The organism is Streptomyces sp. MMBL 11-1, assembly GCF_028622875.1.
Classification (GTDB): domain Bacteria; phylum Actinomycetota; class Actinomycetes; order Streptomycetales; family Streptomycetaceae; genus Streptomyces.
On record NZ_CP117709.1, the window covers coordinates 1,454,659 to 1,465,667 of the forward strand.

Annotated in this window: 10 protein-coding genes; 4 read left to right on the top strand and 6 right to left on the bottom strand. The window is 71.0% G+C overall.

Going from position 1 to position 11,009, the window contains the following annotated elements; translation table 11 throughout:
• Positions 1 to 27: 27 nt before the first annotated feature.
• The 4 genes from tal to pgl are packed head-to-tail and all read left to right on the top strand — an operon-like array spanning position 28 to position 4,500.
• A complete protein-coding gene (gene tal / locus PSQ21_RS06245; protein ID WP_069756315.1) occupies positions 28 to 1,146 on the top strand; it encodes a transaldolase in 1,119 nt (372 codons plus the stop codon).
• A gap of 5 nt (positions 1,147 to 1,151) precedes the next feature.
• Positions 1,152 to 2,684 carry a glucose-6-phosphate dehydrogenase gene (zwf, locus tag PSQ21_RS06250; protein WP_274029400.1) on the top strand — a complete coding sequence of 511 codons (1,533 nt, stop codon included), beginning with the start codon at positions 1,152 to 1,154 and terminating at the stop codon, positions 2,682 to 2,684.
• Positions 2,681 to 3,721: a glucose-6-phosphate dehydrogenase assembly protein OpcA gene (gene opcA / locus PSQ21_RS06255; RefSeq protein ID WP_274029401.1), complete on the top strand. Its 1,041-nt coding sequence runs from the start codon at positions 2,681 to 2,683 to the stop codon at positions 3,719 to 3,721. Before zwf ends, opcA begins: the two co-directional genes overlap by 4 nt.
• A complete protein-coding gene (pgl, locus tag PSQ21_RS06260) occupies positions 3,718 to 4,500 on the top strand; it encodes a 6-phosphogluconolactonase (protein WP_274029402.1) in 783 nt (260 codons plus the stop codon). Before opcA ends, pgl begins: the two co-directional genes overlap by 4 nt.
• Positions 4,501 to 4,595: 95 nt before the next feature.
• Here the strand turns inward: pgl and PSQ21_RS06265 are convergent, their stop codons facing one another.
• From PSQ21_RS06265 to PSQ21_RS06290, 6 genes are all read right to left on the bottom strand, one after another.
• Entirely contained in the window at positions 4,596 to 5,384 is a 789-nt protein-coding gene (locus PSQ21_RS06265) for a barstar family protein (protein WP_274029403.1), read from the bottom strand.
• A gap of 170 nt (positions 5,385 to 5,554) precedes the next feature.
• On the bottom strand, positions 5,555 to 6,781 hold the full coding sequence (locus tag PSQ21_RS06270; protein WP_274029404.1) for a cytochrome P450 family protein: 1,227 nt from the start codon (positions 6,779 to 6,781) through the stop codon (positions 5,555 to 5,557).
• Positions 6,781 to 7,857, bottom strand: coding sequence for a hypothetical protein (locus PSQ21_RS06275; RefSeq protein WP_274029405.1), 1,077 nt, complete (start codon positions 7,855 to 7,857; stop codon positions 6,781 to 6,783). Before PSQ21_RS06275 ends, PSQ21_RS06270 begins: the two co-directional genes overlap by 1 nt.
• A 134-nt stretch (positions 7,858 to 7,991) precedes the next feature.
• Positions 7,992 to 8,777: an ABC transporter permease gene (locus PSQ21_RS06280; RefSeq protein ID WP_274029406.1), complete on the bottom strand. Its 786-nt coding sequence runs from the start codon at positions 8,775 to 8,777 to the stop codon at positions 7,992 to 7,994.
• Positions 8,774 to 9,787, bottom strand: a complete 1,014-nt coding sequence (locus tag PSQ21_RS06285) for an ATP-binding cassette domain-containing protein (RefSeq protein WP_274029407.1) — start codon at positions 9,785 to 9,787, stop codon at positions 8,774 to 8,776. Before PSQ21_RS06285 ends, PSQ21_RS06280 begins: the two co-directional genes overlap by 4 nt.
• Positions 9,788 to 9,914: 127 nt before the next feature.
• On the bottom strand, positions 9,915 to 10,949 hold the full coding sequence (locus PSQ21_RS06290; RefSeq protein ID WP_274029408.1) for a hypothetical protein: 1,035 nt from the start codon (positions 10,947 to 10,949) through the stop codon (positions 9,915 to 9,917).
• Positions 10,950 to 11,009 lie beyond the last annotated feature (60 nt).

The window sequence follows — 11,009 nt, forward strand, 5'->3', positions numbered from 1 at the left end:
AGATACGACTAGTAGGAGATGCAACTCATGACAGACGCACTCAAGCGCCTCTCCGACGAGGGCGTGGCGATCTGGCTCGACGACCTGTCGCGCAAGCGGATCACGTCCGGCAACCTGGCCGAGCTGATCGACCAGAGCCATGTCGTCGGCGTCACCACCAACCCGTCGATCTTCCAGAAGGCGATCTCCTCGGGCGACGGTTACGAGCAGCAGCTCACCGACCTCGCCGCCCGCAAGGTCACCGTCGAGGAAGCGCTGCGCATGATCACGACGGCGGACGTCCGCGACGCCGCCGACATCCTGCGCCCGGTCTTCGACGCCACCGACGGCCAGGACGGCCGGGTCTCCATCGAGGTCGACCCGCGCCTGGCCCACAACACCACGGCCACCGTCGCCGAGGCCAAGCAGCTGGCGTGGCTGGTCGACCGGCCGAACACGCTCATCAAGATCCCGGCGACCAAGGCCGGTCTGCCGGCGATCACCGAGACGATCGGCCGAGGCATCAGCGTCAACGTGACGCTGATCTTCTCGCTGGAGCGCTACCGCGCGGTCATGGACGCCTACCTGGCGGGCCTGGAGAAGGCGAAGGCCGCGGGCCTGGACCTCTCCAAGATCCACTCGGTGGCCTCGTTCTTCGTGTCCCGCGTGGACACCGAGATCGACAAGCGCCTGGACGCGATCGGCTCGGACGAGGCGAAGGCGGCCAAGGGCAAGTCCGCCCTGGCCAACGCCCGCCTGGCCTACGAGGCGTACGAGGAGGTCTTCTCCTCCGACCGCTGGGCCCCGCTGGACAAGGCGCAGGCCAACAAGCAGCGTCCGCTGTGGGCCTCGACCGGCGTCAAGGACCCGTCGCTGAAGGACACGCTGTACGTCGACGACCTGGTGGCGCCGAACACGGTGAACACCATGCCGGAGGCGACGCTGGAGGCGGTGGCCGACCACGGCGAGATCACCGGCAACACCGTCGCCGGCGGATACGACCGGGCGCGCGCCGACCTCGACGCGATCAAGAAGCTCGGCGTCTCGTACGACGACGTCGTACAGGTGCTGGAGGACGAGGGCGTCGAGAAGTTCGAGGCGTCCTGGAACGACCTGCTCAAGTCGACCGAGGCGGAGCTGTCGCGCCTCGCCCCCTCGGAGGGCTGACCACTTTGTCTGCTGTTCCCGGAGCCAACCCGCTCCGTGACGCACAGGACCGACGGCTCCCGCGTATCGCGGGGCCGTCGGGCCTGGTCATCTTTGGCGTCACGGGCGATTTGTCCCGTAAAAAGCTGATGCCCGCCGTCTACGACCTGGCCAATCGCGGCCTGCTGCCGCCGGGCTTCTCGCTCATCGGCTTCGCGCGCCGCGACTGGGAGGACGAGGACTTCGCCCAGGTCGTCCACGACGCCGTCAAGGAGCACGCCCGTACGCCGTTCCGCGAGGAGGTCTGGCAGCAGCTCATCCAGGGGATGCGCTTCGTCCAGGGCAACTTCGACGACGACGAGGCGTTCGAGACGCTCAAGGCCACCATCCAGGAGCTCGACAAGGCGCAGGGGACGGGCGGCAACTTCGCCTTCTACCTCTCCGTGCCGCCGAAGTTCTTCCCCAAGGTCGTCCAGCAGCTGAAGAAGCACGGTCTGGCCGACCAGAAGGAGGGCTCCTGGCGGCGCGCCGTCATCGAGAAGCCGTTCGGCCACGACCTGGCCAGCGCGCAGGAGCTCAACCAGCTCGTGCACGACGTCTTCCCGCCCAACGAGGTCTTCCGGATCGACCACTACCTGGGGAAGGAGACGGTCCAGAACATCCTGGCGCTGCGGTTCGCCAACACGATGTGGGAGCCGATCTGGAACCGGTCCTACGTCGACCACGTACAGATCACGATGGCCGAGGACATCGGCATCGGCGGCCGGGCCGGCTACTACGACGGCATCGGCGCCGCCCGTGACGTCATCCAGAACCACCTGCTCCAGCTGCTGGCGCTGACCGCGATGGAGGAGCCCGGCTCCTTCCACCCCAAGGCGCTGGTCGCCGAGAAGCTCAAGGTCCTCACCGCCGTCGAGCTGCCCGAGGACCTCGGCAAGCACACCGTGCGCGCCCAGTACGAGCACGCGTGGCAGGGCGGCCAGGAGGTCCTCGGCTACTGCGAGGAGGAGGGCATCGACCCCAGGTCGACGACCGACACCTACGCGGCGATCAAGCTGACGATCAACAACCGCCGCTGGGCGGGCGTGCCGTTCTACCTCCGCACCGGAAAGCGGCTCGGCCGCAGGGTCACGGAGATCGCGGTCGTCTTCAAGCGCGCGCCCTACCTGCCCTTCGAGTCCGGCGCCACGGAGGAGCTGGGCGGCAACGCCCTGGTCATCCGGGTGCAGCCGGACGAGGGCGTCACCGTGCGCTTCGGCTCCAAGGTGCCCGGCACCTCGATGGAGGTCCGGGACGTCACGATGGACTTCGCGTACGGCGAGTCGTTCACGGAGTCCAGCCCGGAGGCGTACGAGCGGCTCCTCCTGGACGTCCTGCTCGGCGACGCCAACCTCTTCCCGCGCCACCAGGAGGTCGAGCTGTCCTGGAACATCCTCGACCCGATCGAGGAGTACTGGGACAAGCACGGCAAGCCCGCGAAGTACGCGGCCGGCACCTGGGGCCCCACCGAGGCCGACGAGATGCTCGCACGCGACGGACGGAGCTGGAGGCGGCCATGAAGATCGATCTCACGGAAACCACGTCCAGCAAGATCAACCAGGCGCTGGTGTCGGCCCGCCGGGCCATCGGCACCCCCGCCATCGGCATGGTCCTCACGCTGGTCATCGTCACCGACGAGGAGAACGCGTACGACGCGCTCAAGTCGGCCGGTGACGCCTCCCGCGAGCACCCCTCGCGGATCATCGCGGTGATCAAGCGGGTCAGCCGCTCGCCGCGGGCCCGCCGGGACGCCCGGCTCGACGCCGAGGTCCGGGTCGGTTCCGACGCGGGCACCGGCGAGACCGTCGTCCTGCGCCTGCACGGCGAACTGGCCAACCACGCCCAGTCGGTGGTCCTTCCCCTGCTGCTGCCGGACGCCCCGGTCGTGGTGTGGTGGCCCGAGGGCGCGCCCTCCGACCCGGCGAACGACCCGCTGGGGGCCCTCGCCCAGCGCCGGATCACCGACACCTACTCGGCCGAGCGCCCCATCGAGGCACTGGCGGTACGGGCGGCGACGTACAGCCCGGGCGACACCGACCTGGCGTGGACCCGGATCACCCCGTGGCGCTCCATGCTGGCCGCGTCGCTGGACCAGCAGCCCGCCGAGGTGATCGGCGCGACCGTCGAGGGCGAGAGCGACAACCCGAGCTGCGAGCTGCTGGCCATGTGGCTCGCGGACCGGCTCGGCGTCCCGGTGGAGCGCATGGTCTCCGAGGGCCCCGGCCTCACGGCGGTCCGGATGGAGACGAAGAACGGCGTGATCGTCCTCGACCGCGCCGACGGCACGCTGGCCACGCTCTCCATGCACAACCAGCCGGACCGCGGGGTGGCGCTCAAGCGGCGCGACACCGCCGAGCTGCTGGCGGAGGAGCTGCGGCGGCTCGACCCGGACAACACCTACGCGTCCGCGGTGAAGTTCGGCGTCGACCGGCTGCACGCGGGCGGCGAGGTCAAGGCCGCGCCGGTCGGGGGCGCCGAGGAGAAGGCGGACAGGGCCGCCGAGGCCAAGGCTCCCGCCGCGAAGAAGGCCCCGGCCAGGAAGGCGGCGTCGAAGTGACGCCTCCCCAGCTGGTCGTGCACCGCGACAAGGAGCTGATGGCGCAGGCGGCGGCGGCCCGGCTGATCACGAAGATCGTGGACGCCCAGGCCTCCCGGGGCCACGCCTCGGTGGTGCTGACCGGCGGGCGCAACGGCAACGGCCTGCTGGCCGCGCTCGCCGCCGCGCCCGCCCGGGACGCGGTCGACTGGGCGCGCCTGGACCTGTGGTGGGGCGACGAGCGGTTCCTGCCCGAGGGCGACCCGGAGCGCAATGTCACCCAGGCCCGCGAGGCGCTGCTCGACGCGGTGGAGCTGGACCCGGCCCGGGTGCACGCGATGCCCGCGTCCGACGGCCCGTACGGCGACGACGCGGACGCGGCGGCAGCCGGTTACGCCGCCGAACTGGCCGCCGCCGCGGGCCCCGAGGACCATGGCGCGGTGCCCGCGTTCGACGTGCTGATGCTGGGCGTCGGCCCGGACACGCATGTGGCCTCGCTCTTCCCGGAGCTGCCCGCGGTACGGGAGACCGGGCGCACGGTCGTCGGTGTGCACGGGGCTCCCAAGCCGCCGCCGGTCCGCGTCTCGCTCACGCTGCCGGCGATCCGCGCGGCGCGCGAGGTGTGGCTGCTGGCGGCGGGCGAGGACAAGGCGGAGGCGGCGGCCATCGCGCTGTCCGGGGCCGGGGAGATCCAGGCCCCGGCGGCGGGCGCGTACGGGCGCGACCGCACGCTGTGGCTGCTGGACGCCGCGGCGGCCTCGCGGCTGCCGCGCGCGCTGTATCCGCGGGCGTCGGCCTGAGCGTTCCACGCCCCGAAGGCCCGGCCCTCTCTTCCTGAGCGGGCCGGGCCTTCGGCGTGAAACGCCGCCCGCCGCTCAGGGAGCGGCGGGAAACATCACTCCGGGGACAGCTCGGTCTCCACACCCGCCCCCTCGAACAGCGAGAGAACACTGTCGGTGAAATCGCCGCCCAGCGCTTCGCGGGAGGCCGCGAAGTCATGCCACACCAGGCGGAACGGAGCCGCTCCGTCGCGCCGCATGGTCCGAAGACAGTCGTGGACCGCGTCGCGGTTCGAACCGAAGTAGCCGCCGGGTCCGTTGACGGCTTCTCCCAGGGCGCAGTAGAAGCCGTCCCTCGTGGTGAATCCGGAGCCGTCGATGACCGCCGTCCCGCCGGTCCCGTAACGCGTCGCGTTCCGTCCGGAGTCGAACCAGGCGGTCTGCACGACGTGCAGCCAGCTCTCGTGCCAGTCGGACGGGTGGCGGGCCCATTCTCCGTGCTCGACGGGGCGGCTCTCGGCCCATCTCCGCCAGATATCGCCGGCCCGGGGGTACTCGCAGGTGTGCCCGAAGGAGTAGTCGAGGTCGGGGCGGTCCGCGCCGGAGGCCACGAGCTCGTGCCGGAACGCGGCGCACACCCTCCCGAGGTAGTACACCCCGATCGTTCTCCCCTGCCGGTCGACGACCCGCAGCTCGGCTTCCCCGGTCTTCCGGCGGGCACGGCCGACCTGGTGCGTCCGGACGAAGGTGACGGTCTCCGGCGGCTCCCGGTCCTCCTCCACGAAGTAGTTCAGAAGATCTTCGGCAGCGATCAGAACCGCCCCGGACTCCCGATCGACAAGTCGATACAGGACTTCCCGCGCCTCGTCCTGCGAGGCGTCGGTGCCTTCACTCTCGGGGCTCATACGTCATCGTTCCGTTCCCTGGGGAAAGCCGCAGCCGCGCGCCGCCTTCGTACATCCTGCGGCATGGACGGCTCGCCCCGTGGTGCGGGTCAACACCGTGGCGATGACCGGGCCGCCGCTCCGGCCGTGGCCCGGGCCGGGGGTTCCCGGGCCCGGGCCGCGGCCGATGGTCAGAGGACGACCGGCAGGTGGGACACGCCGCGGACCAGCAGGCTCGGCCGGTACTGCAGTTCGGACGGGTCGACGGCGAGGCGGAGGTTGGGGAAGTGCTCCAGCAGCGCGGTGAGCGCGACCACGCTCTCCACCCGGGCCAGCGGCGCGCCCATGCAGTAGTGGACGCCGTGGCCGAAGGCCAGGTGGCTGCTGTGGCCCGAGCGGCCCGTGTCGAACTCCTGCGGACGGTCGATGTAGCGCGGGTCGCGGTTGGCCGCTCCGATGGCGGCGAGCACCGACTCCCGCGCGGGGATGGTGACTCCACCGATTTCCACGGGCTCCGTGGTGTAGCGGAACGTGGCCAGGTGCGACGGTGTGTCGAAGCGGAGCACCTCCTCCACCACGGCCGCCACCGAGGCGGGGTCGGTGCGCAGCCGGTCCCATTCGGCCGGCCGCTGGAGCAGGGCGATCACGGCGTTGCCGATCAGACTGATCGTCGACTCGTGACCCGCGCCGAGGAGCAGGAAGATCATGGAGAGGAGCTCGGACTCCGACAGCCTGTCCTCGCCGTCGGTGACCGTGATCAGCTCGCTGATGATGTCCTCGGCGGGGTTCTCCCGCTTGCGGGCCACGATCTTGACGAGGTAGTCGATCAGCGAGGAGGCCGCCGACTGGGCCTCCTCCGGGTCGGTGACGTTGGTGACCGAGTCGAACCAGCCGTGGAAGGTCTCCTGGTCCTCCGGCGGGATGCCGAGCATCCCGCAGATCGTGGCGGTGGTCAGCGGAACCGCCAGCGCCTCGATGAGGTCCACCTCCTGACCCTCGGTCAGCTTGTCGAGGAGCTCGGCGGCCAGCTGCTCGACGCGCGGTCGCAGGGCCTTGGCGGGCCGGGCGGTGAACGCCTTCGCCACCACCTTGCGCAGCCGGGTGTGCTCGTCCCCGTCGCTGTTGAGCATGTGCCGGGTGAGCACCGTGCTCGGGTCGAGGGAGCCCTCCTCCGGCTCCGGCGGCGGGCCGCCCGCCCCCAGGATGTCCATGGCGTGCAGCGGGTTCTTGTGCACGGTGGGGTCGGTCAGGATCTGCCGGACATCGTCGTAACGGGTGATGACCCAGGTCTGGGGGCCACCCGGGTACATCGTCATCCTGACCGGCCCCTGGTCGATCAGCTGGGCGAAGAGGCGATGGGGGTTCGCTATGAATTCCGGTTCCATGAGAGTGCTCGGTACGGCGCTGGACTCTGACATCAGGAACTCTCCTCAGACGGAAGCCCGCGGTGCCCGTCGCAGTGGGCACACGCACCGCGGGTGCGGTAGTGATACATAAAGGCCGCCGCGCAGAGGGTCGCGCCCCAGGCGGCGAACGTCAGATACGTGATGTAGAAGCCGAGCGGCTCCATTTCCCCCATGCGTTCGGCGGACAGTTCGTGGACCCCGGTGACGTTCGCGGTCATGGCGACCGTGCCCAGCACTCCGTACGGCGTGAGCGCGGCCGCCACCACCAGGGGCGGGACCATCGCGAGCAGCCGGGGAACGGCTCGGCCGCCGAGCAGCGGAATCCAGCGCGGGAAGGTCTCGCCCCAGGACATGACCAGACCGAGGGTGAGCACGGAGCCGGCGACGGTGAGCAGCGCGAGTACCCACAGGGCGGGTGCGGTGTCGGGGGCGCTGAGATCGGCAGCGCCCTTCTCCGTGACACCGAACGCCACGTCCATCGCCCAGAGCACGTGCGGCAGGGCGAATCCGAGGGTGGGCACGGCGACGGCCGCGTACCCCGCGGCCTTCTCCCAGCGGCGCCGCTGCCCGCTGCCGCCGCCGAAGCGTCCGCAGTGGCCGCAGGCCCTGTGCAGGCGCCTGCGGTACGAGACCGCGGCCCCCACGAAGAGCGCTCCGCCCACGACGGCGAACAGCTTCATGAGGAAGGGCGGCCAGTCGATGGCGTCGAAGTGCGCGGTGAACACACTGGCCAGGTCGAGGGTGAGGGTGCCGGGTGCGACGGTGAGGAAGATCGCGGCGAAGACCCACAGCGCCCTGCCCGCGAGGCCGGGGCGCACGGTGCCCGGCCTGACCCGTACGGTCGCCAGCGCCGCCACGGCTGCCGCCGCGCAGAGGGCGGCGAGCCCGCCGTAGAGCACCCACGGCACGTCGATGTCACCGAACGGTCTGCCCCAGTCGCTGCCCAGTGCCCAGGAGAGGACGAACGCTCCGTAGACGACGGCCCAGCCGGCGGCCGCGGGCGCGACCCGCTCCGCCCACCACGGCGCCGAGGGAGACGGTGCCGGCTGCTGGGGGTCAGGGGCGGTGACGTCCTGGGTTACGCGCATGTTCCGTCCTCGGTGGAAAGGGATGCCGCAGCAAAGTGATCTCTGCTCTCACCCTGCCCGCGGACCGAATCGGCGGACATCCGGCCAGACGATGAACCTTCTCCCCCGCGCGGGGGAGAAGGAAGGCGACAGGATCAACCGACGGCCTTGCGATAGGAGCGCAGCGCGAGCGGAACCACGATGGCCAGCAGGATCAGCATCGATCCGAAAGCGACGGGAATGGGATGCTGCGCGGGAAAGGAATCGCTGGCGGCGGCTCCGGGATTTCCCCACAGCTCGCGGCAGGAACCTGCCACCGCGCTGACCGGATTCCATTCGGCGACGGTGCGCAGCCAGCCGGGCAGCCCGGTGAGCGGGATGAAGGCCGACGACAGGAAGGCCAGGGGGAACGTGAGGACGAATCCGACCGAGTTGACGGCCTCCACGCTGCGGAGCGCCAGCCCGATCCAGCAGCCGATCCAGGACATCGTGAGCCCCTGGAGAAGCAGCAGTCCGAATCCCGTCAGGCCGTTGAGGATTCCCTCGTTCATGCGCCAGCCGATGGCATAGCCGACGCCCCCCATCACCACACAGGTGATGGCGGCCAGTGCCATGTCCGAGACCGTACGGCCGATCAGCACCGACACCCGGGAAATGGGCAGCGATCTGAAGCGGTCGACGAGACCGTTGTTCAGGTCTCCGGTGACCCCGAGGGCCGTCGTCTGGATTCCGGAGAGCATCATCTGCACGAAGATGCCCGCCATGATGAACTCACGGTAGCTTCCGTTCGGCACCTCCATGGCGCTGCCGAACAGGTAGCCGAAGAGCAGAACGTACGCCACCGGCATGAGGGTGACGCTCAGCAGTTTGGTGGGCACCCGGCGGATGTGCCGCATCTGGCGGCCGACGAGTGCGCCGGAGTCGCTCAGCACGCCGATCATGCGGCTGCCCTCTCCTGGGTGGGTGCGGTGGTGGCCGGATCCGTGGCCGGGTCCTCGGCCGGCTCGCTCCGGTCGGACCTGCCGGTGAGCGAGAGGAAGACATCGTCGAGGGACGGCCTGCGGACGGAGAAGTCCTGGACCTCGACCCCCGCGGCCTCCAGGGCCGCGGCGGCCGCCGTGATGCCCCGTACGCCGCCGGTGAGCGGAATCGTGATCCGCCCCTCGGTCTCCTCCACGAGGATCCGGTCGTCCGGCGCGACCTTGGCCAGTGCTTCCGCGGCGAGCCCCAGGTGGGCCGCGTTCACCGTGGACACCTCCAGACGTTCGCCGCCGACCGTGCGCTTCAGTTCGGCGGGGGCTCCCTCGGCGATGACGCGCCCCGCCTCGATGACGGCGATGCGGTCGGCCAGCTGGTCGGCCTCTTCCAGGTACTGCGTGGTCAGCAGCACGGTGACACCGCGCGCGACCTGGTCCCTGACCATGCCCCACAGGGCGATCCTGCTGGCCGGGTCGAGGCCGGTGGTCGGCTCGTCGAGGAAGATGACCTGCGGCTCCGAGAGGAGGCTCGCGGCCAGGTCGAGCCTGCGGCGCATGCCTCCGGAGTAGGTGTGGCTGGGCCGGTCCCCCGCTTCGGTCAGATCGAACTGATCGAGGAGTTCGGCCGCCTTCGTCCTGGCGCCCTTGCGGCCGAGGCGGTGGAGACGGCCGATCAGCGTCAGGTTCTCGCGCCCGGTGAGCAGTTCGTCGACGGCCGCGTACTGACCGGTGAGACCGATCCTGCGGCGCACCTCGCCGGGCTGCGCTGCCACGTCGAACCCGGCGACCCTGGCCCTGCCCCCGTCCGCCGCGAGCAGCGTGGTGAGCACCCGGACGGCCGTGGTCTTGCCCGCGCCGTTGGGGCCGAGAACGCCCAGGACCGTTCCCGCGGGCACCGAGAGATCGATCCCGCGCAGGGCTTCGTGTCCGCGATATCGCTTCCGCAGCCCTTCTGCTTCTATGGCAACGTCCACCAACAACCTCACTCGATAAGGGACAAAGCGGGGTGGGGTTCCGGAAGACGTCCCGGTCCCGCTGCCAGAAAAACAGCTCAGGTCGCGGATTGGACGTTCGGCCGCCCGTGCTGGCAGGAAACTGCCGTCAGCCCGAGAGCCCGCACCTGCGGCAGGCACCACGTGTTCGGTAGTGGTAGACGATGGCGGCGGCGCCCAGCGACACGCCCCAGGCGAAGAAGGTCGCGTACGTCAGCTGGTTGCCGACGTGCTCGATGCCCTCCAGCTTTCCCTCGGCGGGCCGGACCAGGCCGAGGGCGTAGCCGATCGTGGCCACGATGCCCCACAGCCCGTACGGCGTCAGCGCGGCCGCGGCCAGCAGGGGCGGCCCCATCACCAGCGTCTTCGGCAGTTTCCGGCCACCGATGAACGGCACAGCGGCGGGGACCCGTTCGCCCCACGGCCGTACCAGGGCGAGCGTGGCGACCCCGGCGGCCGCGGCCACCGCGCCGAGCGCGGCCACCGCCACCGCCAGCCCCGGCTTGCTGAGCTCGTCGGCGTTCTCCTGCGGGATACCGAAGGGCACCCCGAGCGCCCAGAGCCAGTGCGGCACGGCGAAGCCGAGCAGGGGCAGCACCGCCGCCGCGTACCCGATCCAGTCCACGCGCGGCCGTGGCCCGGTACGCGCCGGACCGCGGCCGCAGTACGCACAGGCCTCCCGGACCCGGCGCTGGTGGGCGAGGACCGAGAGCCCGAACACCGCACCGCCCGCGACAAGGAACACCCGGTGCAGGAAGTCCGCCCACTCGATGTCGTCGAGATGCAGCGTGACGACCCCGGCCAGATCTAGGATCAGCGTGCCGGGGCCCGCGGCGAGCAGCAGGGCGCACGCCCCCCAGCCGACCACCGGCTGCAGGCCGGCGGGGAGCATCCTGTCCCGCGGCCCGACCGTCGCGAAGGCCGAAGCCGCGGCGGCGGCGCCGGCGGCGGCGACGGCGAGGTCGGTGCGGGCACCGCCCGGGCCGGCGCTGCGCGGGCGGTCCGCCTTCCCCACCGTCGCCCAGTGCAGCCGCAGGGCGGTGTTGCCGAGCGCCCAGGCACAGGCCGCGTACCCGGCCCAGGACCGGGGCACCGTCCGGTCCTTCGCGCCCCGGTCGGTCGTGTTCCGGGCGTTCTCCGGCATGTGTCTCCGCCTCTCTCTTCGTTCTCTCGGCTCTCGGCTCTTCGCTCTTCGCTCTTCGCG

Coding starts and splice junctions, on each gene's coding strand:
- tal (WP_069756315.1), top strand. CDS start 28: ATGACAGACGCACTCAAGCGCCTCTCCGACGAGGGCGTGGCGATCTGG.
- opcA (WP_274029401.1), top strand. CDS start 2,681: ATGAAGATCGATCTCACGGAAACCACGTCCAGCAAGATCAACCAGGCG.
- PSQ21_RS06265 (WP_274029403.1), bottom strand. CDS start 5,384: ATGAGCCCCGAGAGTGAAGGCACCGACGCCTCGCAGGACGAGGCGCGG.
- PSQ21_RS06270 (WP_274029404.1), bottom strand. CDS start 6,781: ATGTCAGAGTCCAGCGCCGTACCGAGCACTCTCATGGAACCGGAATTC.
- PSQ21_RS06275 (WP_274029405.1), bottom strand. CDS start 7,857: ATGCGCGTAACCCAGGACGTCACCGCCCCTGACCCCCAGCAGCCGGCA.
- PSQ21_RS06280 (WP_274029406.1), bottom strand. CDS start 8,777: ATGATCGGCGTGCTGAGCGACTCCGGCGCACTCGTCGGCCGCCAGATG.
- PSQ21_RS06290 (WP_274029408.1), bottom strand. CDS start 10,949: ATGCCGGAGAACGCCCGGAACACGACCGACCGGGGCGCGAAGGACCGG.